The sequence below is a fragment of the Flavobacterium sp. AC274 genome (assembly GCF_979258275.1).
Genome location: NZ_OZ409852.1, coordinates 968,038 through 993,592, shown reverse-complemented (window position 1 = coordinate 993,592; position 25,555 = coordinate 968,038). Strand labels below are relative to the sequence as shown.

Annotated in this window: 27 protein-coding genes and 1 pseudogene; 12 read left to right on the top strand and 16 right to left on the bottom strand. The window is 33.3% G+C overall.

Annotated features, from left to right (window positions below; translation table 11 throughout):
• The first annotated feature begins 4 nt into the window (after positions 1-4).
• From ACZZZT_RS04425 to ACZZZT_RS04410, 4 genes are all read left to right on the top strand, one after another.
• Positions 5-652 (top strand): beta/alpha barrel domain-containing protein, encoded by a 648-nt coding sequence (locus tag ACZZZT_RS04425; RefSeq protein ID WP_463459539.1) that lies wholly within the window; start codon positions 5-7, stop codon positions 650-652.
• Positions 653-655: 3 nt separating this feature from the next.
• Positions 656-1,015 carry a hypothetical protein gene (locus ACZZZT_RS04420; RefSeq protein ID WP_463459538.1) on the top strand — a complete coding sequence of 120 codons (360 nt, stop codon included), beginning with the start codon at positions 656-658 and terminating at the stop codon, positions 1,013-1,015.
• Positions 985-1,770, top strand: coding sequence for an alanine racemase (locus ACZZZT_RS04415; protein ID WP_463462381.1), 786 nt, complete (start codon positions 985-987; stop codon positions 1,768-1,770). Before ACZZZT_RS04420 ends, ACZZZT_RS04415 begins: the two co-directional genes overlap by 31 nt.
• A gap of 119 nt (positions 1,771-1,889) precedes the next feature.
• Positions 1,890-2,960, top strand: a complete 1,071-nt coding sequence (locus tag ACZZZT_RS04410; protein WP_463459537.1) for a dipeptidase — start codon at positions 1,890-1,892, stop codon at positions 2,958-2,960.
• Positions 2,961-3,139: 179 nt separating this feature from the next.
• Here the strand turns inward: ACZZZT_RS04410 and ACZZZT_RS04405 are convergent, their stop codons facing one another.
• The gene (locus ACZZZT_RS04405) at positions 3,140-3,916 is read right to left on the bottom strand and encodes a DeoR/GlpR family DNA-binding transcription regulator (RefSeq protein ID WP_463459536.1); all 777 of its coding nucleotides are present in this window, start codon (positions 3,914-3,916) and stop codon (positions 3,140-3,142) included.
• Between the two features lie 186 nt (positions 3,917-4,102).
• Here ACZZZT_RS04405 and ACZZZT_RS04400 point away from each other — a divergent pair, with 186 nt between their 5' ends.
• Positions 4,103-6,406, top strand: a complete 2,304-nt coding sequence (locus ACZZZT_RS04400) for a family 20 glycosylhydrolase (protein ID WP_463459535.1) — start codon at positions 4,103-4,105, stop codon at positions 6,404-6,406.
• Between the two features lie 50 nt (positions 6,407-6,456).
• Here ACZZZT_RS04400 and ACZZZT_RS04395 read toward each other — a convergent pair whose 3' ends face one another.
• From ACZZZT_RS04395 to ACZZZT_RS04380, 4 genes and pseudogenes are all read right to left on the bottom strand, one after another.
• Entirely contained in the window at positions 6,457-7,476 is a 1,020-nt protein-coding gene (locus tag ACZZZT_RS04395) for a hypothetical protein (protein WP_463459534.1), read from the bottom strand.
• Positions 7,477-7,598: 122 nt separating this feature from the next.
• Complete coding sequence (locus ACZZZT_RS04390) at positions 7,599-8,345, bottom strand: succinate dehydrogenase/fumarate reductase iron-sulfur subunit (RefSeq protein ID WP_042565543.1); 747 nt, start codon at positions 8,343-8,345, stop codon at positions 7,599-7,601.
• Positions 8,346-8,397: 52 nt separating this feature from the next.
• A pseudogene (locus ACZZZT_RS04385) lies at positions 8,398-10,397 on the bottom strand (fumarate reductase/succinate dehydrogenase flavoprotein subunit).
• A gap of 11 nt (positions 10,398-10,408) precedes the next feature.
• Positions 10,409-11,074: a succinate dehydrogenase cytochrome b subunit gene (locus tag ACZZZT_RS04380; protein WP_073397546.1), complete on the bottom strand. Its 666-nt coding sequence runs from the start codon at positions 11,072-11,074 to the stop codon at positions 10,409-10,411.
• 361 nt (positions 11,075-11,435) lie between these two features.
• Here ACZZZT_RS04380 and ACZZZT_RS04375 point away from each other — a divergent pair, with 361 nt between their 5' ends.
• The gene (locus ACZZZT_RS04375) at positions 11,436-12,797 is read left to right on the top strand and encodes a hydroxymethylglutaryl-CoA synthase family protein (RefSeq protein WP_463459533.1); all 1,362 of its coding nucleotides are present in this window, start codon (positions 11,436-11,438) and stop codon (positions 12,795-12,797) included.
• 258 nt (positions 12,798-13,055) lie between these two features.
• Here the strand turns inward: ACZZZT_RS04375 and ACZZZT_RS04370 are convergent, their stop codons facing one another.
• The 4 genes from ACZZZT_RS04370 to ACZZZT_RS04355 form a co-directional block, all read right to left on the bottom strand.
• A complete protein-coding gene (locus ACZZZT_RS04370; RefSeq protein WP_463459532.1) occupies positions 13,056-13,235 on the bottom strand; it encodes a hypothetical protein in 180 nt (59 codons plus the stop codon).
• A gap of 71 nt (positions 13,236-13,306) precedes the next feature.
• Positions 13,307-13,678 (bottom strand): hypothetical protein, encoded by a 372-nt coding sequence (locus tag ACZZZT_RS04365; protein WP_463459531.1) that lies wholly within the window; start codon positions 13,676-13,678, stop codon positions 13,307-13,309.
• Between the two features lie 70 nt (positions 13,679-13,748).
• A complete protein-coding gene (locus ACZZZT_RS04360) occupies positions 13,749-14,309 on the bottom strand; it encodes a hypothetical protein (RefSeq protein WP_463459530.1) in 561 nt (186 codons plus the stop codon).
• A gap of 101 nt (positions 14,310-14,410) precedes the next feature.
• Entirely contained in the window at positions 14,411-15,151 is a 741-nt protein-coding gene (locus tag ACZZZT_RS04355) for a LytTR family transcriptional regulator DNA-binding domain-containing protein (RefSeq protein WP_463459529.1), read from the bottom strand.
• A 295-nt stretch (positions 15,152-15,446) separates the two neighbouring features.
• Between ACZZZT_RS04355 and ACZZZT_RS04350 the strand changes: the two genes are divergently transcribed.
• The gene (locus ACZZZT_RS04350) at positions 15,447-15,647 is read left to right on the top strand and encodes a hypothetical protein (protein WP_042565535.1); all 201 of its coding nucleotides are present in this window, start codon (positions 15,447-15,449) and stop codon (positions 15,645-15,647) included.
• 63 nt (positions 15,648-15,710) lie between these two features.
• A complete protein-coding gene (locus ACZZZT_RS04345; protein WP_042565534.1) occupies positions 15,711-15,905 on the top strand; it encodes a bacteriocin-like protein in 195 nt (64 codons plus the stop codon).
• An 82-nt stretch (positions 15,906-15,987) separates the two neighbouring features.
• On the opposite strand, the gene ACZZZT_RS04340 is transcribed toward ACZZZT_RS04345, so the two are convergent.
• The 5 genes from ACZZZT_RS04340 to ACZZZT_RS04320 all read right to left on the bottom strand — a co-directional run bounded on the left by ACZZZT_RS04340 (position 15,988) and on the right by ACZZZT_RS04320 (position 19,877).
• Positions 15,988-16,425 carry a GNAT family N-acetyltransferase gene (locus ACZZZT_RS04340; protein WP_463459528.1) on the bottom strand — a complete coding sequence of 146 codons (438 nt, stop codon included), beginning with the start codon at positions 16,423-16,425 and terminating at the stop codon, positions 15,988-15,990.
• Positions 16,426-16,469: 44 nt separating this feature from the next.
• Positions 16,470-17,081 carry a hypothetical protein gene (locus ACZZZT_RS04335; RefSeq protein ID WP_463459527.1) on the bottom strand — a complete coding sequence of 204 codons (612 nt, stop codon included), beginning with the start codon at positions 17,079-17,081 and terminating at the stop codon, positions 16,470-16,472.
• Positions 17,082-17,097: 16 nt separating this feature from the next.
• The gene (locus tag ACZZZT_RS04330) at positions 17,098-18,441 is read right to left on the bottom strand and encodes a polymer-forming cytoskeletal protein (RefSeq protein ID WP_463459526.1); all 1,344 of its coding nucleotides are present in this window, start codon (positions 18,439-18,441) and stop codon (positions 17,098-17,100) included.
• Positions 18,434-18,862, bottom strand: a complete 429-nt coding sequence (locus tag ACZZZT_RS04325; protein WP_463462380.1) for a GNAT family N-acetyltransferase — start codon at positions 18,860-18,862, stop codon at positions 18,434-18,436. Before ACZZZT_RS04325 ends, ACZZZT_RS04330 begins: the two co-directional genes overlap by 8 nt.
• Before the next feature lie 91 nt (positions 18,863-18,953).
• A complete protein-coding gene (locus ACZZZT_RS04320) occupies positions 18,954-19,877 on the bottom strand; it encodes a hypothetical protein (RefSeq protein WP_463459525.1) in 924 nt (307 codons plus the stop codon).
• 476 nt (positions 19,878-20,353) lie between these two features.
• Between ACZZZT_RS04320 and ACZZZT_RS04315 the strand changes: the two genes are divergently transcribed.
• Positions 20,354-21,646: an aminopeptidase P family protein gene (locus tag ACZZZT_RS04315; RefSeq protein ID WP_463459524.1), complete on the top strand. Its 1,293-nt coding sequence runs from the start codon at positions 20,354-20,356 to the stop codon at positions 21,644-21,646.
• A 41-nt stretch (positions 21,647-21,687) separates the two neighbouring features.
• A complete protein-coding gene (locus ACZZZT_RS04310; RefSeq protein ID WP_463459523.1) occupies positions 21,688-22,551 on the top strand; it encodes an alpha/beta fold hydrolase in 864 nt (287 codons plus the stop codon).
• Positions 22,552-22,605: 54 nt separating this feature from the next.
• On the opposite strand, the gene ACZZZT_RS04305 is transcribed toward ACZZZT_RS04310, so the two are convergent.
• The gene (locus tag ACZZZT_RS04305; protein ID WP_042565527.1) at positions 22,606-23,124 is read right to left on the bottom strand and encodes a ferritin; all 519 of its coding nucleotides are present in this window, start codon (positions 23,122-23,124) and stop codon (positions 22,606-22,608) included.
• A gap of 88 nt (positions 23,125-23,212) precedes the next feature.
• Complete coding sequence (locus tag ACZZZT_RS04300; RefSeq protein ID WP_463459522.1) at positions 23,213-23,569, bottom strand: hypothetical protein; 357 nt, start codon at positions 23,567-23,569, stop codon at positions 23,213-23,215.
• Positions 23,570-23,747: 178 nt separating this feature from the next.
• Between ACZZZT_RS04300 and ACZZZT_RS04295 the strand changes: the two genes are divergently transcribed.
• Together ACZZZT_RS04295 and ACZZZT_RS04290 are read left to right on the top strand one after the other, a co-directional pair.
• Positions 23,748-24,551: a TIGR00266 family protein gene (locus ACZZZT_RS04295; protein ID WP_073397516.1), complete on the top strand. Its 804-nt coding sequence runs from the start codon at positions 23,748-23,750 to the stop codon at positions 24,549-24,551.
• 174 nt (positions 24,552-24,725) lie between these two features.
• A complete protein-coding gene (locus ACZZZT_RS04290; RefSeq protein WP_463459521.1) occupies positions 24,726-25,505 on the top strand; it encodes an alpha/beta fold hydrolase in 780 nt (259 codons plus the stop codon).
• Positions 25,506-25,555 lie beyond the last annotated feature (50 nt).

Here is a 25,555-nt window from a genome sequence, read left to right as displayed (position 1 = left end):
GCATATGTACAGCATTTTAAAAGCACAAGGCGTACTTCCGTTAGTAACACAAATCAATATTGAAACAGCCAAAATTGTGCTGCAATCTGCCAGTGATGCCGGCATAAAAATTATCGAATTTGCCGCTCGTGCAGATAATGCTAAAGAGGTTTTCACTCAAATGGTTGCCTTTAAAAAAGCAAATAATTTAAAGGTTAAAATCGCTGTTGGTTCTATTTTAAGCGTTGACGATGCTGAAACATTTCATCAATTAGGCGCAGATTGTATCGTTTGTCCGCATACCGATCCTGAAATTGGCAATTATTGTTTAAAAAATAATATTTACTGGATTCCCGGCGCAGCAACTTTAAACGAAATATTGCACGCCAATAAATTAGGTGCCGATGTTGTCAAACTTTTTCCTGCCGATAAAATTGGCGGACCAGGTTATGTAAAAGCGATTAGAGCGCCGTTTCCGAATTTAAGAATAATGCCAACCGGAGGTGTAACTCTAGAAGAAAGCAATCTGAAATCATGGTTCAAATCCGGCGTTGTTTGTGTTGGAATTGGTTCTAATTTATTTTCGAAAGAAATGCTTTTGAGTTTAACGTATGAAGAATCGCTTCAGGCTTTTCAAAATTTAATTGAAGTGGTAGAAAAAACAAGAAACTAGATTATGCAAAAAAATTGGTGGAAAATTAATTCCGAAACTCCTCCCGATACTCCATTTTTGGCTGTTTACGAAGATCGTATCCGGTTTAATCTCGAACGCCTTATTGGGGCAGTAAACGGCGACACTCAAAAACTAAGGCCACACATCAAAACACATAAAATTGGCGAAATTTTGGAGTTGTTTAAAATTTACAACATCAAAAAAGTAAAATGCGCCACGATTGCCGAAGCCGAACTTTCTGCCATACATGAAATTCCGGACGTGCTTCTCGCCTATCAGCCTGTTGGTGCAAAAAAGAAAGATGGGTTTCGTTACTTCAAAAATATCCAAATATTCAATTTTCGACTATTGTCGACAATTTAGAATCGGCGAAAGCCTTAAATCAAATTGCTGAAAAAAATAACCTGATTCTAAATATTTTTCTCGATCTAAATACGGGAATGAACAGAACGGGAATTTCAATTTCTGATAAATGGATTGATTTAGCTTCTGAAATTATTGCATTAAAAAACATTCATTTTGAAGGTTTTCATATTTACGACGGTCATATAAAAGGAACTGTTGAAGAACGAAATATTCAAGCTTCAAACTCCTTTTCAATTATTAAAAAAGAGATTGAAATACTTCAGCAAAAAACAGATTACGAATTAAAAATCGTTGCCGGAGGATCGAATACATTTCCGTTTTATGCGACTCAGGAAAATGTAGAATCCAGTCCGGGAACTTTTGTTTTTTGGGATTCTAATTATCAAACCAATTTACCCGAACAGGAATTTAAACCCGCTTTGGTTATTGTAGGAACGGTGATTTCAAAACCAACAAATACAACGCTTTGTGTTGATATTGGATACAAAGCCGTTTCATCAGAAAATCCGATCGATAAAAGATTAGTGATTTTAAGTGATGAAAATCTAATTCCGATTTCGCATTCAGAAGAACATTTGATTGTAGAAAATCGGGGGAAAAATCAATATAAAATTGGCGATACCGTTTATGCCCAGCCGTATCATGTTTGCCCAACCTGCGCGCTTTACGATTCTGTTCAGGTCATCAACAAAGAACATCAAATTTGCGATCAATGGCTGGTTGTCGCGCGAAGCAGAAAAATTAATATCTAGCAGCAGAAAAAGGAGAATAAAGATAAAAAGAATAGAAAATAGAGCAAAGAAGAAAGAGAATAGACCTCATAATAACATTTGTAGAGAACCTCTGAGCCTTTGTGCCTTAAAAAAATACTATGTTTATAATAGACGCCCATTTAGACCTGAGCATGAATGCGATGGAATGGAATCGAGATTTAAGAAATGACGTACCAACCTTGCGCCATCTCGAAAAAGGAATGACGGATAAACCGGATCGCGAACGCGCCACGGTTTCGTTTCCGGATTTGCGACGAGGCAATATCGGAATTGTTGTCGCCACTCAAATTGCAAGATTTGTAAAACCCGACAGTATTATTCCGGGTTGGAATTCTCCCGAACAAGCCTGGGCACAAACACAAGGCCAATTGGCGTGGTACAAAGCGATGGAAGAAGCTGGAGAAATTACAGCGATTACCGATAAAAAGTCACTTCAAAAACAAATTGATTTATGGAACGACGGAACTCCAAACGATAAAAAACCCATTGGTTATATTTTGAGTTTGGAAGGCGCGGATTCTATTATTGATATTTCGTATTTAGAAAAAGCATACCATTACGGATTACGCGCCATTGGTCCGGCACATTACGGCCTGGGACGCTACGCAAACGGAACAGATGCAACGGGAAAAATGAATCAAAACGGTCTTGATTTATTGAAAGAAATGGAACGTTTGAATATTATTCTGGATGCAACGCATTTATGCGATGATGCTTTCTGGCAGGCTCTCGATCATTATAACGGACCGGTTTGGGCAAGTCATAACAATTGCAGAAGTCTGGTTGATCACAATCGTCAATATAGCGACGAAATGATCAAAGCTTTGATTTCGAGAGGGGCCGTTATTGGTGGCGCTTTAGATGCGTGGATGTTGGTTCCGAATTGGGAACGAGGCGTTTCGACTCCAAAAGGTACCAATTGCGATCTTGAAAGTGTTTTTAAACATATGGATCACATTTGTCAATTGGCCGGAAATGCCAATCATATTGGTGTTGGCTCAGATTTGGATGGCGCTTTTGGCACAGAACAATCTCCATATGATTTAAATACGATTGCCGATTTGCAGAAATTGGTTTTGATTTTTAAAAACAAAGGATATTCTGATGAAGATTTAAATAAAATTTTTCATCAAAACTGGATTAATTTTTTAATGAAAAATTGGGATTAGATAATATTCGGCAAGGAATATGAAAATTGTTTTTTTGCCACGAATTTCTCTAATTTTCTCTAATTTTTTATTTTGAAATTGCTTAGAAATTAGCCACAGATTTATACAGATTTTTTAATCTGTACAATCAAAATAATTCGTGGTAATTAGAGAAATTCGTGGCAAACTTTTTTATATTATTAGATAAAAACTAAACTTGGAACTGCCTTTTTATACGACTGTAATTTTGCGTCATTAGGATCAACTTCCGTGACAACGTAATCAACCTCAGATAAATTGGCAATTTTCATTTTGAGAACCGTATCGAGTTTTTCGGAAATAGTCAGAATCGCTGTTTTTTCAGAAGCCTGAATCATTGCTTTTTTTACCTGAACGGTTTCCCAGTCAGAATCTGAGAATCCACCTTCAATATCCAAAGCATTGGTTCCTAATATTAGTAAATCGACTTTAATATTCGCCAACTGATTATAAACATCGCCGCTCACACACATTTGACTGTAAGACGAAATGCTGCCTCCAATCATGATAATTTTCACATTGGGTTTGTCCAGAAGTTCAACCGCAGACAAAACGGTAACGGTAAAAATAGTAAGATTTAAATCATTAGGAATTAAGCGGATGAATTCACGAATTGTAGTTCCGCCGCCAATTAATAAAACCATGCCGTCATGAAGTAAGCCTAACGTTTTTTGCGCAATAATTTGTTTTGATTCGCCTGCATACGTTTGATTGGATGAAGAATGATGGTACGCTTTTGTCATCGCACCGCCTTTGACTTTAATCAATAACGATTCTGATTCGAGTTCATTAATATCGCGTCTAACGGTATCTTCTGAAACAAATAATTTAGCCGAAAGCGTTTCAAAACTTACGCGGGTATGCAAGTTAATCTCTTTTAAAATAAGATTTTTACGTTCTTCCTTGCTATAGTTTACCACTTCATTATCGTTGTTCATGCGAATTCTTTTTTTGAACAAATGTAAACAATAAATGCAATATTCTTGCGAATCAAATTATAACACAACGTAATAAAAAAGTTAACAAGCCTAATTTAAAGACTTTTATAACAAATTAAGAACTGCAAAAAAAATGCAACTTTATGTAACAAACCTTAAATTTGTTTAACCACCAAAAAAGTAACCATGCAAAAAAGTATATTTCTCTTTTTGATATTCTGTTATTCCTTCGGAAATGCTCAAATTGCTTCTAATAACAATTCGATAATTCCTGCTCCAAATTTCTATAAAGCAACCGGAGATAGTATTTTTTTAAACGGACAAATAAAAGTTGTTTTTGAAAAGAACAAGTTTAGTGCGAAAGAATTAAAAACAGCACAGATTTTTGAATCGGCCATCAACAAAAATGTGTCTTCAAAAAAGAGTACTATTGAAGTTTTGTTTGTGGCTCAAAATCCGTCTTCATCTTTAAAAAAAGAGGCTTATAAAATCAATATTTCGACTAAAAAGATCATCGTTACCGGAAGTGAAGAAGGATTATTTTATGCTGTTCAGAGTTTATTACAGCTTTTTCCAAACCAACTCAAAAATCAGGGAATAAAATTGCCTTGCGTAACCATCCAAGACGAGCCCAGATACTACTACCGCGGGCTTCACCTTGATGTGTGTCGTCATTTTTTCTCGGTTGATGTTATAAAGGATTTTATAGCACAAATGTCCCGTTATAAGATAAATAACTTTCATTGGCATTTAACTGACGATCAGGGCTGGAGAATTGAGATAAAAAAGTATCCAAAATTAACCGAAGTCGGATCTAAAAGATCTCAGACTTTAGTTGGGAATAAATTTGAAAGATCGCCCTATTTTTTTGACGGAAATCCGTACGGAGGATTTTACACGCACGAAGAAATTAAAGATGTTGTAAAGTTTGCCGAAGAACATTATGTGAATATAATTCCGGAAATTGAAATGCCGGGTCATGCAACTGCCGCTGTAACGGCTTATCCAAATTTATCGTGTTTTCCAGACAGAAATTATAAAGTGGTTGAATATTGGGGTGTTTTTGAAGATATTTTCTGTGCGGGAAAAGAAGAAACTTTTGTTTTTCTGGAAGATGTTTTGACAGAAGTTATGGCTTTGTTTCCGAGTAAATACATCCATATTGGTGGAGATGAATGTCCGAAAACAAGATGGAAAGAATGTCCGAATTGCCAAAAGCGAATTGCAGCTTTAGGTTTGAAAAATGAACATGAATTACAAAGCTATTTAACCACGCGAATAGAGAAATTCCTAAACGCAAACGGAAGACAAATTCTCGGCTGGGATGAAATGCTCGAAGGCGGACTTGCACCAAACGCCGCCGTAATGTCCTGGCGAGGAGAAGCGGGCGGAATTGCCGCTGCAAGACAAAAACACAACGTAATTATGAATCCGGAACAGGTGGTATATCTGGATTACAATCAGGGATATTCACCAAACGAACCTTTAACGATTGGAAGATTAACGACAGTTGAGAAAATTTATAATTACAATCCAACTCCGGTTGATAGTTTAACTGTTGAGGAGCAAAAATACATTCTGGGCGTTCAGTCGAATCTTTGGTCGGAATATTTAACAAGCCCGGCTAAATTAAATTATATGCTTTATCCGAGAATATTTGCTTTGGCAGAAATTGCCTGGACAGAACCACGAAACAAAAACTATAATAATTTTGTTTTATATAGAATTCCGCATCATTTGGAAAAACTGGAATTACAAAAAAGATTGTATAAAGTTCCATCGCCTTTCGGCTCGACCGAAACCGCTTTAATCGCATCAAAATATGTTCTGGATTTAAAACCAACTATCAAAAACGGACAAATTTTCTACACAATTGATGGTTATAATCCAGACGAAACAGCAGAACTTTATACGAAACCCGTAACGATAAATATTCCGAAAGGAGAATATCGAATTATAAAAACGGTTCAAATTAGCGAAAGCGGAAGAAGAAGTTCTATCAATAAAATATTGGTTCGAAATCCGGATCTGAAATCGGCTTTAGCCATAAAACCAACTAAAAAAGGTTTAAAGTTTGATTATTTTACGGGAACATTATTTCAGCAAACTCAGGATCTAGAATTGGTAAAACCTGTTAATTCAGGCATTTTTGAAGGCGTAATTAGCAGCGAAAAATGGAAGTCAAAAACAGAGCGTTATATCGGCTTAAAATTCGACGGATACATCTATATTGCGGAAACGGCAAATTATACAATTTCAACGCTTTCAGATGACGGATCGAAGCTTTTTATCGACAATGAATTAGTTGTGAATAATGATGGTATTCATTGGCTCAATGAAGCGTATGGCGCTGTAAAACTCGAAAAGGGTTTTCATAAAATAAACATTAGCTATTTTGATCAAATTGGCGGAACTACTTTAAGCTGTTTTATGCAGCAGGAAGGAAAAGAAAAACAGGAAATTAGTGCTTCGCAGTTGTATTATGAGTAAAAGCTAAAAAAACGCATGAGCTGCAGCTCATGCGTTTTTAGTATCATAATCTATTTAGAAATCGCTTTGCTAATATTTTCAAAATCGTCATCTTTTAAATTATAGGCAAAACCCGCACCGTAAAAATAGTAGACTGGATTTCCCGTTTTGGCATTAACAACATCTAAATATTTGTTACCATTCATACTTACGTATCGTAAATAGAGTATATCTTCATTATTCATAATCTTCTTTTCCAGATCTTCATCTCTAATAAACTGATATTTGTATTTGTAATCTTCTACCAGTTTTTTAAGATCCTTTTCATCTCTAAGTTTTTCAGTTCCTTTCCATGGATTATATTCCATCATATAAGCTTCCGGAATATAAAGTGTATTTTCTTTTAGATTCTTAACTTCAGGAGTTACAAAATCATCATAAAGTCCGGTATGTTCACCTTTGCTGATAATTTGGTTTATCTGCTGAAAATAGTTTTTCAACATTCCTAAATTAGTATTTGTAAAACTTTGGTCTGTATACATTCTATCATAAAGGCTGCCAATTTTTTCATCTGATCTGGCTCCTGCCATTGCGTCTACTAAAAATTTATTATTAACACTAAGCGGGAATCTTGCTATATAAGTTAGATTTTCTCTGAAAAGTTCACTCAATTTTCTATTATATTTTTTGTCATCTGCTTTTAGCTTAGCAAATCCTTTATCGAATTTTTCTTTATCCAAAATTCGTATTGCAAAATTGGTATGAATATAAACAGTGCCTTTTCCGCTTGTAGTAATATCTCCAATGAATTTTGCAATTGAATATTTACCATCAGCATAATCTGTCATTTTAAAATCTTTAAAATCAACAACCTTATAAGGAGTAACTGTCCAAACTTCTTTCAAAATTTTTTCGTAATCTTCTTTCTTGTTTAATTGTGGTAAAACAAAAATCGTAGTTGTAGCTTTAAATTTTTCAAGTTCGCCTTTTTCAAATGGTTCATTTGCTCCTCTGTAAGATGCCGTTATAGCAACTTGTGAATAATTTTTAATGCTCAGAATAAGCATTGCAATAAGTAAAATTCTTTTCATTAATTTGTTTTTGGTTTGATTTCGGGACTAAAGATAATATTATTAACATTGAAACAACTGCATAAAAAAACGCATTCAACTTAATGAATGCGCTTTTTATTATTTAAAACTATTTCTTAAAATTATCCTTTTAAGCTTGCAGATAAATATTCACGGTTCATACGCGCGATATTTTCAAGAGAAATTCCTTTAGGACATTCTACTTCACAAGCTCCAGTGTTGGTACAGTTACCAAAACCTTCGTGATCCATTTGGTGTACCATGTTTAATACACGATCAACAGCTTCAATTTTACCTTGTGGCAATAAAGCATATTGAGATACTTTTGCAGCAACGAACAACATTGCCGATGAGTTCTTACAAGTTGCAACACAAGCTCCACAACCAATACAAGCAGCAGCATCAAATGATTTATCTGCATCGTGTTTGTTAATCGGAATTGTATTTGCATCGATTGTATTTCCTGAAGTATTTACCGAAATAAATCCACCAGCATGTTGAATTCTGTCAAAAGAACTTCTGTCAACAACTAAATCTTTAATTACCGGAAAAGCTTTTGCTCTAAATGGCTCGATAAAAATCGTGTCGCCATCTTTAAACATACGCATGTGTAATTGACAAGTTGTAACTCCTCTGTCTGGTCCGTGTGCTTCTCCATTGATGAATAAAGAACACATTCCGCAAATTCCTTCACGACAATCGTGGTCAAATGCTACTGGTTCTTCTCCTTTGTTGATTAATTGTTCGTTAAGAACATCAAGCATTTCAAGGAAAGACATATCTGGTTCGATTCCGTCGATTGGATATTCAACGATTCCCCCTTTATCCTGGGCGTTTTTCTGACGCCATATTTTTAATGTAAGTTTCATTTTCTATAAGTTTTAAGTATTAAGAAATAAGTATTTAGACTTTTTCAGAATACTATTTATAACTACGCTGTACTAATTTAATGTTTTCGTAAACCAGAGGTTCTTTGTGTAATACGGCATCGCTTGGTTTTCCTTTGTATTCCCAGGCTGCAACATATGCAAAGTTTTCGTCATCACGAAGTGCTTCTCCTTCTTCTGTTTGGTATTCTTCACGGAAGTGACCTCCACAAGATTCATTACGGTGCAATGCATCTTTTGCGAACAATTCTCCTAACTCTAAGAAATCGGCAACACGAGTCGCTTTCTCTAATTCCTGATTAAATTCGTTTGCGCTTCCAGGAACTTTTACATCTTTATAAAACTCTTCACGTAAAGCGGCAATTTCTTCGATAGCTTCGGCTAAACCTTTAGCATTACGAGCCATACCAACTTTATCCCACATGATTTTTCCTAATTTTTTGTGGAAATAATCTACAGAATGAGTTCCTTTATTATTGATAAATCTGTCGATTTGATCTTTTACTTCTTTTTCTGCTGCTACGAATTCTGGTAAATCTGTAGAAATTTCTCCCATTTTAATATCCGGAGCTAAATAATCTCCAATAGTATAAGGAAGAACGAAATATCCATCAGCTAAACCTTGCATCAAAGCAGAAGCTCCAAGTCTGTTTGCTCCGTGATCAGAGAAGTTAGATTCTCCAATTGAGAAACATCCCGGAATTGTAGTCATTAAGTTATAATCAACCCATGTTCCACCCATTGTGTAGTGAACCGCTGGGTAAATCATCATTGGTGTTGTATAAGGATCTTCGTCAACGATTTTGTAATACATCTGGAATAAATTTCCGTATTTACTTTTCACGATTTCAGCTCCTAATTTTGTTACCAAAGCAGCATCATTAGCATCTAAACCTTTTACGAAAGCTTCTTCAGTTCCGTAACGTTTGATTGCCGCAGCGAAGTCTAAGTAAACAGCTTCTCCTGTTTTGTTAACTCCAAAACCGGCATCACATCTTTCTTTTGCAGCACGAGATGCCACATCACGAGGCACTAAGTTTCCAAAAGCCGGATATCTTCTTTCTAAGAAATAATCTCTTTCAGCTTCAGATAAATCCGTTGCTTTTTTCTTTCCTTCACGGATAGCTTTTGCATCTTCTAGTTTTGCAGGAACCCAAATACGACCGTCATTACGTAACGATTCAGACATCAAAGTCAATTTTGACTGGTGATCTCCAGAAACCGGAATACAAGTTGGGTGAATTTGTGTATAACAAGGATTTGCGAAAAATGCTCCTTTTTTATGAATTTTCCAAGCTGCTGTTGCGTTACTTCCCATAGCATTTGTTGACAAGAAAAATACGTTTCCGTATCCTCCAGAACCAACTACTACTGCGTGAGCAGAATGTCTTTCTATTTCTCCTGTAATTAAGTTACGAGCAATAATACCTCTCGCTTTTCCGTTCACGATTACTATGTCCAGCATTTCGTGACGGTTGTACATTTTTATTTTTCCACGACCAATCTGACGGTTCATTGCAGAATAAGCTCCTAACAATAACTGTTGTCCGGTTTGTCCTTGTGCATAAAAAGTACGAGAAACCAAAGTTCCTCCAAAAGAACGGTTATCTAATAATCCACCATATTCACGAGCCAATGGAACTCCTTGAGCCACACACTGGTCAATAATATTAGCAGAAACTTCAGCCAAACGGTGAACGTTTGCTTCACGTGCACGGTAGTCACCCCTTTTACAGTATCGTAGAACAATCTGTAAACAGAGTCACCATCCCCTTTATAATTTTTTGCTGCATTGATTCCCCCTTGTGCTGCAATAGAGTGTGCACGTCTTGGTGAATCCTGAAAGCAGAAAGCTTTTACGTTATATCCCTGCTCAGCCAAAGTAGCCGCAGCCGAACCTCCAGCCAAACCTGTACCAACAATGATAATATCTAAATTACGTTTGTTAGCAGGGTTTACTAAATTAATATGATCTTTATAATCTGTCCATTTGTCCGATATTGGGCCGTGTGGAATTTTTGAATCTAATGCCATTATAATTTATATTAATTATTGAAATGATGAAATAATGCGATAATTACGAAAGCAGCCGGTACTACAACAGCGAACCAGTAACCTACTTTTGCTAAAAATCTTGAGTATTTGTTGTGCATTCCCACTGATTGAAGAGAAGATGCAAATCCATGCCAAAGGTGAAAACCTAATAACACAAAAGAAATACAATACAATCCTGTGCGAATTGGATCATGAAATTTATGAACTAACTCTCCATAATATCTTGTAGCATCAGGTGCCGTTCCGTTTACATATTTATAAGCAACTTCAGGAAACCAAAAATCATAAAAATGCAATCCTAAGAAAGCTAAAATAACCAATCCGGAAATAATCATATTTCTAGAACTCCATGAAGCATTTGCAGCTCCGTTGTAATTTGCATAAGCAATTGGTCTAGCAGCTCTATTTTGAGCAGTAAGTACAAATCCCATAACAAAATGGAAAATTACTCCGAATGCCAAAACAGGTTGCATTACATATTGAATTAGCGGATTGTAACCCATAAAGTGAGAAGCTTCGTTAAAAACATCTTCACTAAGAATAGAAATGAAATTTAAGGTAACATGCAGCGCTAAAAACGTGATTAAGAATATTCCCGAAAGAGCCATAGCCACTTTCTTTAAGATGGAAGCATTCAATAGTGCAGATTGTGCCATAAGTGTTTAAGTAGTTTGTTTTAAAAAATTAGACAAAAATAAGTCAATTAACAAAGAACTACAACCATTTCGTTGTTATTTATAATGATTTTAAAATAGACTACGTATTACGTATTTTTACGTATAAAAAATACTTAATATCAAATAATTTTATTATAAAAATCTAAAAACGCACGCTTTACAGAAATTATTTAACAGTAATAGCCGTTACCTGACTCTCATAAAACTTTATGAAATTACTATTTTAATCAAACATTTAATTTATTTTCTTCAAAAGTGTTCCATCATCGTAATTTTGTAGTCGAAAAAAATGGTCATTCCATTGCATAATTTTACCTTTATCAGCTTCAAAAAAATCAGAATGAAAACAGGAATAGACGCTATATCATTTGATGTAGCCAACATACATTTACCCATAAAAACTTTGGCTGTTGCCAGAAATATTGAACCGGAAAAACTAGAAAAAGGTCTTGGATTAATTAAAATGACTTTACCGGACATCCATCAGGATGCGGTTGTTTTTGGAGCAAATGCTTTAACTAAACTTATTTTTGAACACAAAATAAACCTTAACGAGATTAGCCGGATATATGTTGGTACCGAAAGCGCTATCGATAGTTCAAAACCTATCAGTTCTTATTTAATTAATTTAATGGAACAAAAATTTGGCGAAGATTCTCTTGCCGAATGCGATGTTGTCGATTTTACTTTTGCCTGTATTGGCGGTATAGACGCTTTGCAAAATTGCATTGATTTTGTAAAACTGAATCCGACAAAAAAAGCAATTGTAGTTACGACTGATTTTGCAAAATATGATTTAAACTCGACCGGAGAATATACACAAGGTGCCGGAGCATTGGCAATGCTAGTAACTTCGAACCCAAGAATTATTGCTTTTGATGAAAATTGGGCAACAAGTACAAAAGGAGTTTTTGACTTTTTCAAACCTTACAGAACTATATCAAAAGAAACGATTACAAAAAACGGAAATAACGATCCGTGGTTTGATAATTTAGAAGCTGAAATTGAAGTTCATAAAGACCAGCCTGTTTTTGACGGTCAATATTCGAATCAATGTTATATGGACCGTACGCGAAATGCTTACTTTTCATTTAAGAAATTAAAAAATACAACAGAAACTTTATACAATACCTGGAATAGTATTATCATGCACTTGCCATATTCTTTTCAGGGACGCAGAATGTTGTCTGAAATTTATGCTTTAGATCATGCTGACAAAATCATTGCAGAAGATATTGATCCTGCAGATTATCAGAATAAAATTAAAGAAGTGGGAAAATCGGATGAATACAAAAAATTTGTAACAGAGAAACTACAGCCTGCAGAATTGGCTTCATCGCTAATTGGAAATCTTTATACTGGTTCCATTTTCATGGGATTATTGTCGACTCTGGCACATTATTACGACACTAAAAAAGAAGTTGCCGGAACAAAATTCGGGTTTCTGGCTTATGGAAGCGGATCTAAATCGAAGGTTTTTGAAGGAACAATTCAACCGGAATGGCAATCGGCTTTAGCCAAAACCAAACTTTTTGAAAATCTTGAAGAAAGTGTAGAAATTGGTTTTGAAACTTATGAAAGTCTTCATAAAAAAGAGCAACAACAAAGTGTTCGAACTCCTGAAAACGAATGGGTTTTGGATCGTATCGAAAAAGAAATTCCTAATTTAATTGGGGCGAGATATTATAAATGGGTTGATTAAGAAATTTCAATTTTTTAATCCCGATAGCTATCGGGACCAAATTCCAATTTAATAAATGAGCAAAACCTTTGTCAAAGTTTAAAACTTTGACAAAGGTTTTTTATGCGCAATATAATTACGCACAAGCTTGTCATTTCGACCGAAGGGAGAAATCGCACAAGTAATTCCGCAAACAAAGTCGCCAATCTTTATCGAGTTTCTAGTGCGATTTCTCCCTTCGGTCGAAATGACAAAAATGCGTTAGAACCTCAAAGAAGACTAATCCTTCTTATGCTGTTCGGTATAATTTTGATTTCCTTTCAGAACTTCGTCATTCACGTTCATTCCGTTTGACATTCCGAGCATAAAAGCGGTTACTATAACAATAAATTTTCTTTTTATCCAATGAAGCGGTCGCTTAGATTGCTCTAAACGTGTTTTATTTTTGTGTTTATACATTTTGAAAATGATAAATGATTAGACATTATTTTATCATCACATGCGTTGAAGCGCATGAATACTTAGAAAAACTAAGCGCTGTATAAACTTTTATATAAATTATTGCAAGTAATAAGTTCGTTTACAAAAACGGATTGTCTTATAAATGAACTTATATTTTGATGAAGAAGATTTTGAGTTTTTTGGATAATCCCAACTTGAAAACTACTAAGTTGTTTAAATTCCAGATACGTTACAGGAATCGAAAACGCGGTTTTTATTCGGGAAACAAATTGATTGAAAACATATAAACGAGAATTTCTACCCTCTAATTCTCTTCTTAAAATCACAACAGAAGATTGATAATAATCTGCTGATTTTGATTGAGAATCTAAAGTACAATCGCTTGCAATCATGACAAAAGCCAGAAAGAGTGAGATTAGGTATTTTAGAGTTTTATTCAATTTATTTAAATTCAGTTATTCCCTTCAAACAAAAATACAAATTAAAAACAGAGATTCTGTTTTGAGTTTTTTATTTATCAAATTGTTCGTTTTGGTTTTCTTTTCTATTAAGTAAAAAACCCAATCCTAAAACAAAAACTACACAACTCAACAACATATAAATTCCATTTTTTAATATAAAAAAAGAGAAACCTATTGCTAACGAAGAAAGAAAAACCATTAAAAAACTTATCACATTAGTTTTTATAAAATTCAACGCGTGAAGAGACAGACCAATAAAAAGCAAAGACGGACCAACAATTACAAAAGGGTATAAAATTGATGGGGCATTACTAATATGCCGGCTTAATTCTTTCGCGAGATCATTTGTTCCATAACTCGACATTATGAAATCGATTGTACAAAGTCCGATATGCGCAACAACCCCTAAAGCCGTGACAAACGAAGCTATAGAATTTAATCTGTTTTTAGGAAATACATGATTAAACGACAGCAAAAAACAGGCTCCAATTAAATTGAACCAATGTGCAAAATCAATTGGGCTTTGAAAATCAGGTAAAACTTTGGAAAACAGCAAATAACTTATTACAAAAAATAGTAATCCTAGCATACAAAAGTATTTTGTTTTCATAATTTATTTTTAAAATTGATGAAACAAAACTAGAATGAAAAACTTCTGCAAATGCCAATATTATTGACTTTGGTACGAAACGTATTGTTTTAGGTACGAAATTACAAAGTCAACAAACTTTCTTTATAATTTTTAGAAACCGGAAGTTCCATTTGAGTCAGAATAACAGTATTTGAATTTCTCCAGGACTTAAAATGAATTGGATTTATTAAATGAGAACGATGAATTTGGATTAAAAAAGTAAAATCTTCGAGAATTTTTTTGAGTGAAGAACGAATTAGTTTTGAATGCAGCTTCCCATTTTCCAGATAAAAAATCTCCACATAATTTTGGGCATTAGAAATACAAACTAAATCAGCTTTTTGGATTTTTAAAATGTCTAATTTATTTTCCCCAATAAAAGTAAGCATGTCATCTTTTACAGGAATGAGTTTGATTAAATATCTTCTTGCCAGAATAACTACGGGAGTTAAAATCAAAGCTACTTTAATAAAAATAATCGAGAAAAAATCATAAAAACTATAACCTCCTTTTAAAATCGGGCTTTTATAAAAGGCATAAATTCCAAACAGATAAATAAGAAAAAACAAAACAATACTTCCAATTTCTAAACTAAGATTCCATTTTGAGATTTTCTTGTAAATCCTATTTTGAAGAACAGCAAGAATACCATAACATAAAAACGCCATTATACTAAAACCAAAACTTATTAGAAACCAAGCTCTTAGATTTATAGTTCCATCGTCAAAAGGTTTTATGATGAAAGCAAAAACAAATAACCAGAGACCAATTAGCGAACCAACTATTAAATGATGTTTTATTTTCGGATTTAATTCTTTCATCTTTTCCTGAAGCAATTATTAGTTTACAATATTAAACTTTAATCCAATTTGCTTCAAGTAAGATTCACAAGTTTTTTCACTTATTTTCAAAATCAACAATTGCATTAAAAACACAAAAAAGAAAGAATTTACTGTGGTTTTAAGTTAAAAAAAGAAAAATATTGAAGATTTTTGAAAAATCAATCAGAATCTAAATGTTTCTTTTTGTAAGTATTTATTTAGAATAAATAATTAGTATTTTTATCAAGTAGTATCCAAAAACTTATAGAACAGAAAAATCCAAAAAACCTTATTTATGAAAAACTTACAAAAATTGTCGACACAAAAATTATCAAAAGAAGAATTGAAATCAATTAACGCCGGTAATAATGCACCCTGTATACCATGGCCACTATGTAACGGTCAGGAAGCCACTTTTTATGTAATAAATTCATGTGGCTGGTATTTATACAAAACACCAACAGGTAGTACTTGTATGGAATATGGAGCAGTATAACAACATAATTATCCATTTTTATTCAAATAATATCTAGGACAGAAAAATCCAAAAACCTTATTTATGAAAAACTTACAAAAATTGTCGACACAAAAATTATCAAAAGAAGAATTGAAATCAATTAATGGCGGAGTTGTAAACTGCGTGCCATATCCGTTATGCAACGGTGACGAAGTTTCTTATTATGGAAGAAACATATGTGGCTGGTATTTGTACAGAACAGCAACAAATAGTATCTGTATGGAATACCTACCATGATAACAACATAATTATCTATTTATTAAAACTGCTACCAACAAAATAGCAGTTTTTTTATGTTCAAACTTTCATAGCTGGAAAGCTATTTATAAATAGTGAATTTATTATGCGATAAGATAAAACCAAGATTTTCATAAATCAACACGTTCTCAACTCTTCGGCGATTTGTGGTAACTTCGATACTTTTGAGACTATTTTGATTAGCAAACTGCATTAACTTATCTATTAATTGTCTTCCAATTCCTTTTCCACGATGGCTTTTATGAATAAAAAATTCTTGAATTTCTCCAACTCGCCCGCAGTGATGCAAAAGGTTTTGCGTATGAAAACTAATAAAACCCAAACCTTCATTCTCATTTTCGGCTATTAAATACAAATTGTTTGGGTTTGAAATATTCTCATTGAATATTTCTTTGAAGACTTTGAAATCTAATTCTTCATTTTCAAGTTCGCAAATTGATTTGTAAACAAAATCCAGATCTTGTTCTTCGACTTTTCTGATTTCAACTTTTTGTTTCATAATTTAGTATTGGACAATTAATTGCAAATCTTGCTTGTCATTTTCTACAAGTTAACGTAAACAACTATATAATCAGCATACGTTAATTTGTCGTCTAGCCAGTTTGTTACTTCTTTCAAGAAAAACTGAACTTTTTCATCATCGTTTTTTATATGAGATATCTTTTCTACGATAATTTTACAGGTTTTATTATCGAAAAAATTATTGCCAACAGGATCAAATTCATCTTCAATATCATTATTCCAAGGATTTTTTAATGGAAAAACAGATTGAAACTCTTTTAGGATAATGTCAAAATCTTCAGTATGAATAAAGGCATCATTTCTTTTGGCTGTTTTATAGAATTCTCCTGCAGCGTTTTCGGGCCATAAAACAAAACCAATTTTAGAATCTGTTGTATTTCCGGTTGTAATTATTACTTGTTTTTGATTAATCCTTTCAATCGCTTTTACTATATCGTAATTGCATAACGCATAACTTTCGTTCGCCGTTTTGTAATCACATTCTGCTTTCTGAGAAATTGTTTGGATATTAATCTCATGAAATTCCTGCTCACATAACAAAACATCATTATTATTCTTTTTAAGAAGCTCAACAGCAACATTTAAAGAAACAGCAATTTTACTTCTTAGTATTTTTATCTTTTCATTGTCCATTTTTCAAATACTATGATTACAAACCAATACGTTCAAGCTTATGTTTGTATTTTTCAACATATTTATTCCACTCTGCTTCGTTTTGAACATTATCATAAACAGATGCCGCGTATTCAAAAACTTCTTTGCTAAAATGATTTCCAAAAACCGCGTCAAGATTTATTATTCCAGAAGCAATAACACGTTTTAAAATCGATATTTTATCTTTTCCATTTTCTTTACAAGCTTTATCGAGCCATAATCCTTTTCCAATTTTTATATATTCTTCCAGCAAACTTTCAGTAATAAATTCAGAAGGAACATCGTTAATATCAGGTTGGTGTTTACCATTTTTGAAAGTCGTCAGAATCAGTTCTTCCGAATAAAAATCATGTGGAATCAACGAAATCAATGTTCCGCTTTCAGCGGCTTTCAAACAAAGTTCCTGGGTTATAAACTGACTTGGTATTTTCTGAATTGCAAAACCATCTTTCTCTACTAATTTTTCACAAACTTTAGCCGTAATAAATTCCTCATTTACAAATGGTAAAGCATAAAATGTATTATTTAAAGCCAACTCACATAATTCTTTAGTTTTAAATTGAGGCGGAACCACTTTTAAATCTCTGTAATTTGACTTTACTCTATTTTGCCAATATTCATAAGTTTTCGGCTGCGGATTACTTTGCCTTAAAACCAATTCACCTCTTTCTAATTCGCGCTTTAATTCTTCAAAAGTTGCAATTAAAGGATTTTCAAGATGTCTGCGTAATTCAATTGAAATACTATCTTCATCAAATTCTTCATCGTATTCACAATCGTTTTTAGAATCATAATCATTTGCTTTGTCGTTGTAATAAAACAAATCATTTTTTCGTTCTCCGAAAGTTGTATAATGATCTTCGACTATAAAAACCGGAGCTTCGACAATGCCCGAACATTTAAAATTACCATGATTATACGAAGTCATTACCATTTCTTTGGTTTTTACATCGCCCATTATTTCGACATACGAACCTCCTAACAGCAAACTTTGACAAGTAACATTTCCGTTTATAAAAATATATGGTCCATAATCGCCTTCAGCATTTATAATTGTTTCGTTTGTTGAAAAATTTCCGTTTATTAAAACGCCTTCAATTCGTATTTTTTCAATTTCTTTTAATGGAAGATTTAATAGATTCGAAAGCCATTTTTTCTCTTTGTCTTCATAAAGATCTAAATAGAAATCACCTTCATAATTTACGTCTTCATTTGAAACTAAAAAGAAATCCTGATCTTCCCATTCATCAAAATAATCAAAACCTTCATGATCCAATAGAAATGGATATTGTGATTTGACTTCTTTGATTGTTATTAATTTAAAAGCTGAATTATGCATTTTCTATTTCTCCTATTCTATTAATTTTTAACTCCATTATCGGCAAATATCGATCTTTAATGGAAGTTTCCATTTCCCCTACTTTTACAAATCCGAATTTAAGATAAAAATCCTCAGCGTTTGGTTCAGAATTTAAAATTACTTTCTGAGCATCGCTGTTTTTCATTCGATCAAGAAAATCATTCATTAAAATTTTTCCAAATCCTTTACCAATAAAATCAGGCAAAACAAATAAATTATCCAGTTTTATAGTGTTTTCACTTTCGTGGAAGAATGAATAATAACCAATAATTTTATCGTCAACAATTAAATTGTACACCGATTTAGTTTCGACATATTCTTTTGAAACCGTTAGAAATTGCGACCATATTTCAATTTGTTCTTCAGAATACCCCCAATATGCTTTTGACTTTTTGGTGATTTCTGTTAGGATTTTATGGTCGTTTGGGTTTGCTTTTTTATGGTCATAATTTTTAAATTATTCATCATTACATCTTAAAAATACGGATAATCTAATTATAAATCACACTTTCTAATTTATGTATATTGAGTAAAATAACAAGCGACTTTAGATATTGGTTCAAAAAAACATAAAGATCTCCTCCGCAAAAATTTAGTTTATCAAAATAATCTTTATTCCAATCGCTTTCAGCAATAATGTTAGAACTTTTCATTTTTGAACCATTATTCAATTGACATAAAAACTTCATTTTTCTTCCAGATTTTGGACACGTAGGAATATATTGTCCTTGCATCCAATTTGGTATACCTGAATCTATATTGCCTGAGTATTCGACACTTTGTTTAAAATCAAATCTTAGTTCTTCAAAAATTATCATTGAATCTTTATTAACTTCATTAAAAGATGTATCATAAACTTCAACATCTTCTAAATTTAAAATTACCGGGAATGAACTGTCTGAATAGTCAAGGAAAATTTCTTCAAAATTTAAATAAATGGGACAAGTTAAATGAAGTTTAAATGGTAACCAATTAAACTTAACATCTTCATTATTAATAAATCCTAAATATTGAAAAGGAACACAGCAATTATTAATTGGATATTTAAATTCATTCGAAAAATCACCTCCTAATTGATGAAATCCATTTGGGTTTTCCTGAAATTTCAGAATATAATTAACTTTAAAAGCTGGAAATTTATACTCGATTTCATCAGATTGTAGCTGTCGCTCTTTAACACGAGAATAAACAGCCAATCCTTTCATTTCTTCATAATATTGATATGCTTTTAAAGGTTTTTCATTTTCAAAAACTAATTCGATTCCTCTTCCCAACCCTATCAATGTTTCTTTATCAGTGATTTGGGTCTCAATTATATCTTCATAATATTTCTCTCCATTAAAACGAATTAATGTTTCTGCAATGTAAATCGATTTTCGTTTATTTAGAATTCTATTTATTATTTTTTGAATCATTAATTTAAATTTTATTCATTTTTCTTAAGACGACAATATACAAATTCCCACAATTCAAAACTCATTTCATAAACAACAAACTTCTTATAAAACCCAGGTTTGCGTGAGGGATTGAGGCGGTATCCTTTTATGAAGTGAAACGGAATAAAAGATATAGCCGAAAGCCCGGCCCGGAGGGACACGCCCATATTAAGATTCTAAGGTTTTGAGAGGCTAAGTTGCTGAGTTTTTTTTCACTCGCGAATCGGCAAAGATTGGCTATATTGTTTGCGGAGTTTCTAGTGTGATTTCTCCTCCGTCGAAATGACAAGACTTTGCGCTTATAAATTTTTGTTTAAAAAATTGGTAAAAAACTTTGTGCCTTAGTGCCTTCGCGGCAAAACCAAAAACAAATAAGAAAACTTTAATAATTCAATTTTGCGATACATCTTCAAAAATCACTAATTTTGAATTTCGAAGTTCAAAAATCAATTTTTATGAAATATCATCAAATAAACAGCGCTCTTTTTGTAAAAAATCGCAGAAAATTTACGGCAGAAATGAAACCTAACAGTGTTGCCGTTTTCAACTCAAATGACATTTACCCGGTTAGTGCTGATAGTACTTTGCCATTTGCGCAACACAGAGATATTTTTTATCTAAGCGGTGTTGATCAGGAAGAAAGTATTTTGCTTTTGTTTCCGGATGCACCTTATGAAAACCAAAAAGAGATTCTTTTCCTAAAAGAAACCAGCGAACATATCGCAATTTGGGAAGGTGAAAAACTGACTAAGGAACGTGCTTTTCAGGTTTCTGGAATCAGAACTGTTTATTGGTTACAGGATTTTCATAAAGTTTTGAACGAAATGATGACGTATGCCGACACAATGTACATTAACACTAACGAACATTACCGCGCAACTGTTGAAACAGAAACACGCGAAGCTCGTTTTGTAAAATGGTGGAAAGAACGTTATCCTGCACATAATGTTGCAAAAAGCAACCCAATTTTGCAGCGTATTCGTTCTGTAAAAGAAAGCGAAGAAATCGATTTGATTCAGCAAGCTTGTGATATTACCGAGAAAGGTTTCCGCAGATTGCTTTCGTTTGTGAAACCAAATGTTACAGAATATGAAATTGAAGCTGAATTGGCTCACGAATTCATCCGCAACCGTTCTAAAGGTTTTGCTTATACGCCAATTATTGCTTCTGGAAATAATGCAAATGTTTTACATTACATCGAAAACAATCAGCAATGTAAAGCCGGAGATTTAATTTTGCTGGATGTTGCTGCAGAATATGCAAATTATTCTAGTGACATGACAAGAACGATTCCGGTTTCGGGAAGATTTTCTGATCGTCAAAAAGCGGTTTACAATGCGGTTTTGAGAGTTAAAAATGAAGCTACAAAAATGCTGGCTCCAGGAACTCTTTGGAAACAATATCATATTGAAGTAGGTAAAATCATGACTTCAGAATTACTTGGTTTGGGTTTAATTGACAAAGCCGATGTTCAGAACGAAAACCCTGATTGGCCAGCTTACAAAAAATATTTCATGCACGGAACTTCTCATCACATGGGTCTTGACACGCACGATTACGGATTACTTCATGAACCAATGAAAGCCAATATGGTTTTTACGGTTGAACCGGGAATTTATATTCCGGCTGAAGGTTTCGGAATTCGTTTGGAGGATAATCTTGTGGTTCAGGAAAAAGGAGAACCTTTTAACCTTATGCGTAATATTCCGGTTGAAGTGGATGAAATCGAGAGCTTGATGAATTCTTAATTCATAATGAAAAAGATTTTTTACTTGGTTTTTTATTCTTTTTGGGAAACATTTTTTCTCAAACAGAAGGCTATGCAGTTAACGCTGATGGAACCAAAACCTTTTACAAAACTTTCGGGAAAGGCAAACCGCTTTTAATTATAAACGGCGGTCCGGGAATGAACAGCAATGGTTTTGAAGATATGGCGAAAACTTTGGGCGAAAATCAGCAAACAATTATTTACGATCAAAGGGGTACCGGAAAATCGAAACTTTCAAAATTAGATTCTAAAAGTATTTCGATGAAAATAATGGCTGATGATGTTGAGTCGTTAAGAAAGCATCTTAAAATTAAAAAATGGAATATTCTGGGGCATTCTTTCGGCGGAATGTTAGGTTCTTATTATGCTACTGTTTACCCAAATAGTATCGATAAATTGATTTTATCATCATCTGGCGGCGTAGATTTGACTTTATTAAAAAGTCCGAATTTAATTGAAGCCGGTTTAAGTAAAGCTGAAAAGGATTCTCTGGATTACTGGAATGATAAAATCGAAAAAGGCGACACATCTTACAAAGCAAGACTCGGCCGCGGAAAAGCGATGGCTCCGGCTTATGTTTACGATCGGAAATTTGTTTCCATAATTGCCGAAAGATTAACACAAGGAAATTCTACAATAAATGGCTTGTTATGGTCTGATATGCAGAAAATGAATTTTGACTGCAAAGACAAGCTAAAAAGCTTCAAAAATCCGGTTTTAATTATTCAGGGAAAAGAAGATATCATTAGCAATGAAATTGGAGAAATTGGTCATAAAGCGTATCCAAATTCGAAACTTATTTTATTGGAGCATTCTAAACATTACGGATGGCTCGATGCAAGAGATAAATATTTCTCGGATATTAATTCATTTTTAAAATCATAAAAATCAAAAAGCCCTTAATAAATATTAAGGGCTTTTAATTTTATAACTGTTTATTTATCCGATTTTTGAAATTTGAAGATCCAATTGAAATTTGCCGTCAGCTTCGTTTCCGTTAATCAATTCAAAAAGCTCTAAAGCTCTTCTTGCGTTCTTCTCTTCTTCTCTTTGCTCAGCTACATACCACATCATAAAATCTTCTGTAGCATAATCATTCTCAGCTCTACATTTTGCAATTACTTTATTGATTGCCTGAGTAACTGCAATTTCGTTTTGCAAAGCAATTTCAAATACTTCCCTAAAAGAAGCAAATTCTTGCTGTACTTCTGGAACAGATGGCGTAATTGCAATCCCTCCCATATCTGTAATGAATTTAAAAATTTTTAGAAAATGTTCTCTCTCTTCTTCAGCCTGCTTATACAAGTACGATGCTGTATTGGCATAACCATTTCTATCCAGCCATGCAGCCATAGCTAAATATTTATTAGAAGCGTCACTTTCTATTTTTGCTTGTAAATTCAATATATTTTCTATTCCTTCAACTAATGAAGTACTTGTTCTTAGTAAATCTTTCATAATCTTCAATTTTTATAGATGTAAAATTACAAAATTAAAGACGACAACTGTAAATACCTGAAAATTTGGATTTAATCTAAGTAAGAATCTAAATAAGCTCGACGTTGACAGTTTTACAAAGCAACGAATGTAAAGTAAGGGTAAATTTAGTTCCGTTTAATAAATCTCTTAACTGCACTATTTCGCAGATCGTAAGATTTCTGGAAAAATTTCTTTTGGTAGTTTCAATCAATTGTGCATCTGACTGATCAGACAAGTCATAAAGCATATTGAGAATGTCAACGCTATTAACCTTTCTTTGAAAAATCAAAAAATCATGAATTTTATAGCTTGACACTGTATCAACAAAATTGATAATTATACTATTAGTCAAATCACATTGATAACTGTATCCTTTTTCGGTTTCAAATAATACTTTGGTGGTCAAATCACTAACTAATCCCATTCTGATAAAATATAATAATGGTGCAAAAATATAGAATTTAAAGCAATAAAAAATATAATTAAGACTAATTTAAAATAACAAAATCATTTAATGTACTTAAAAACAGCTGAAGTCTCTCAAATATTGTAACATTCTACAGTATTATTAGTCTAATTTTAAAAACAAAAAATTAGAAATTATGCAAGCGCACGAAATAGATTATCAGATTTTTGGAGAAGAAATGCAGTACGTCGAAATTGAACTAGACCCGCAGGAAATTGTAATTGCCGAGGCTGGGAGCTTTATGATGATGGAAAACAATATCCAGATGGAAACTATATTTGGAGACGGTTCTCAACAACAAGGTTCAGGTTTGTTTGGCAAACTTTTAAACGCAGGTAAAAGAGTTCTTACTGGTGAAAGTTTGTTTATGACGGCTTTTTTAAATCAAGGAAATAGCAAAAGCAAAGTTTCGTTTGCATCCCCATATCCCGGAAAAATCCTTCCGATTGATTTAACTCAATTTCAAGGTAAATTTATCTGTCAAAAAAGTTCCTTTTTATGTGCTGCCAAAGGTGTTTCTGTCGGAATAGAATTCTCTCAGAAATTAGGACGCGGATTATTTGGTGGAGAAGGTTTCATTATGCAAAAAATAGAAGGAGACGGAATGGCTTTTGTCCATTCTGGCGGAACAATGGCAAAAAAAGAACTAGCGGCAGGTGAAGTCTTAAAAGTGGATACGGGTTGTATTATTGGTTTTACCAAAGATGTCGATTATGACATTGAATTTATAGGCGGAATCAAAAACTCTATCTTTGGAGGAGAAGGTTTGTTTTATGCAACCTTAAAAGGCCCTGGTGTTGTTTACATCCAATCTTTACCATTTAGCAGATTAGCTGACAGAATCATTGCATCGGCACCGAGATCAGGTGGAAATGACCGTGACGAAGGAAGCTTGCTAGGCGGACTCGGAAATCTTTTGGATGGCGATAATCGCTTTTAAATTAATACGATTTACAAACGGCTTTCAGAAATGAAAGCCGTTTTTTTATTTCAAACCATTTATACTATAATAAAAATGATATCACTATCGAATAAATATTAACTCAATAGCATATATGTTTCTTACACAGCCTGTGCTTTCTTATATTTGTACTTTAAAATTTAAATTATCATTTTGAAAAATATCCTATATAAAAATACCAAAATATCCTTTACTGATTCTGGCGAAGGAACAGCAATTATATTTCTTCACGGCTTTTTGGAAAACAAAAAAATGTGGCAGGATTATGTTACTCTTTTCTCAAAAAAATATCGTGCAATTACCATCGATTTATTAGGTCACGGCGAAACAGAGTGTCTGGGCTATGTACATGAAATGGAAGAAAATGCAAATGCTGTTAACCAGATTTTAGAGCATTTAAATATTGAAAAAGCGATTATTGTTGGTCATTCTATGGGAGGTTATGTTGCTTTGGCTTTCGCTGAATTATACCCGGAAAAGATCCAGAAATTGGTTTTATTGAATTCTACTTCGAAAGAAGACAGCGCCGAGAAAAAACTAAACAGAACGCGGGCCATTAAAGCGGTAAAACAGAATTATGTAAATTTTGTTAGCCTTGCAATTGCAAATTTATTCAGTGAAAACAACAGAACGCGTTTTGCTTCTGAAATTGAAAAAGCAAAAGTACAAGCTTTAAAAACGCCTTTGCAAGGAATTGTAGCTTCGCTTGAAGGAATGAAAATAAGAAAAGACAGAGAGACTCTTTTACAAAAAAATCTTTTTCCGGTTTTACTCGTTTTAGGCAAGAAAGATCCCGTTCTAAATTATGAGGAAAGCCTTGCCCAAATCGAAGATACAACCGTAGAACTTGTTTCTTTTGAAGACGGGCACATGAGTCATATTGAAAATAAGGAAGAACTGGAAATTGTACTCGCTGATTTTTTTAATAAATAAAAATCAAGAAAAGCTGTTTCAATAGTATTGGAACAGCTTTTTCTTATTAG

Coding starts and splice junctions, on each gene's coding strand:
- ACZZZT_RS04425 (WP_463459539.1), top strand. CDS start 5: ATGTACAGCATTTTAAAAGCACAAGGCGTACTTCCGTTAGTAACACAA.
- ACZZZT_RS04420 (WP_463459538.1), top strand. CDS start 656: ATGCAAAAAAATTGGTGGAAAATTAATTCCGAAACTCCTCCCGATACT.
- ACZZZT_RS04410 (WP_463459537.1), top strand. CDS start 1,890: ATGTTTATAATAGACGCCCATTTAGACCTGAGCATGAATGCGATGGAA.
- ACZZZT_RS04405 (WP_463459536.1), bottom strand. CDS start 3,916: ATGAACAACGATAATGAAGTGGTAAACTATAGCAAGGAAGAACGTAAA.
- ACZZZT_RS04400 (WP_463459535.1), top strand. CDS start 4,103: ATGCAAAAAAGTATATTTCTCTTTTTGATATTCTGTTATTCCTTCGGA.
- ACZZZT_RS04395 (WP_463459534.1), bottom strand. CDS start 7,476: ATGAAAAGAATTTTACTTATTGCAATGCTTATTCTGAGCATTAAAAAT.
- ACZZZT_RS04390 (WP_042565543.1), bottom strand. CDS start 8,345: ATGAAACTTACATTAAAAATATGGCGTCAGAAAAACGCCCAGGATAAA.
- ACZZZT_RS04380 (WP_073397546.1), bottom strand. CDS start 11,074: ATGGCACAATCTGCACTATTGAATGCTTCCATCTTAAAGAAAGTGGCT.
- ACZZZT_RS04375 (WP_463459533.1), top strand. CDS start 11,436: ATGAAAACAGGAATAGACGCTATATCATTTGATGTAGCCAACATACAT.
- ACZZZT_RS04370 (WP_463459532.1), bottom strand. CDS start 13,235: ATGTATAAACACAAAAATAAAACACGTTTAGAGCAATCTAAGCGACCG.
- ACZZZT_RS04360 (WP_463459530.1), bottom strand. CDS start 14,309: ATGAAAACAAAATACTTTTGTATGCTAGGATTACTATTTTTTGTAATA.
- ACZZZT_RS04355 (WP_463459529.1), bottom strand. CDS start 15,151: ATGAAAGAATTAAATCCGAAAATAAAACATCATTTAATAGTTGGTTCG.
- ACZZZT_RS04350 (WP_042565535.1), top strand. CDS start 15,447: ATGAAAAACTTACAAAAATTGTCGACACAAAAATTATCAAAAGAAGAA.
- ACZZZT_RS04345 (WP_042565534.1), top strand. CDS start 15,711: ATGAAAAACTTACAAAAATTGTCGACACAAAAATTATCAAAAGAAGAA.
- ACZZZT_RS04340 (WP_463459528.1), bottom strand. CDS start 16,425: ATGAAACAAAAAGTTGAAATCAGAAAAGTCGAAGAACAAGATCTGGAT.
- ACZZZT_RS04335 (WP_463459527.1), bottom strand. CDS start 17,081: ATGGACAATGAAAAGATAAAAATACTAAGAAGTAAAATTGCTGTTTCT.
- ACZZZT_RS04330 (WP_463459526.1), bottom strand. CDS start 18,441: ATGCATAATTCAGCTTTTAAATTAATAACAATCAAAGAAGTCAAATCA.
- ACZZZT_RS04320 (WP_463459525.1), bottom strand. CDS start 19,877: ATGATTCAAAAAATAATAAATAGAATTCTAAATAAACGAAAATCGATT.
- ACZZZT_RS04315 (WP_463459524.1), top strand. CDS start 20,354: ATGAAATATCATCAAATAAACAGCGCTCTTTTTGTAAAAAATCGCAGA.
- ACZZZT_RS04305 (WP_042565527.1), bottom strand. CDS start 23,124: ATGAAAGATTTACTAAGAACAAGTACTTCATTAGTTGAAGGAATAGAA.
- ACZZZT_RS04300 (WP_463459522.1), bottom strand. CDS start 23,569: ATGGGATTAGTTAGTGATTTGACCACCAAAGTATTATTTGAAACCGAA.
- ACZZZT_RS04295 (WP_073397516.1), top strand. CDS start 23,748: ATGCAAGCGCACGAAATAGATTATCAGATTTTTGGAGAAGAAATGCAG.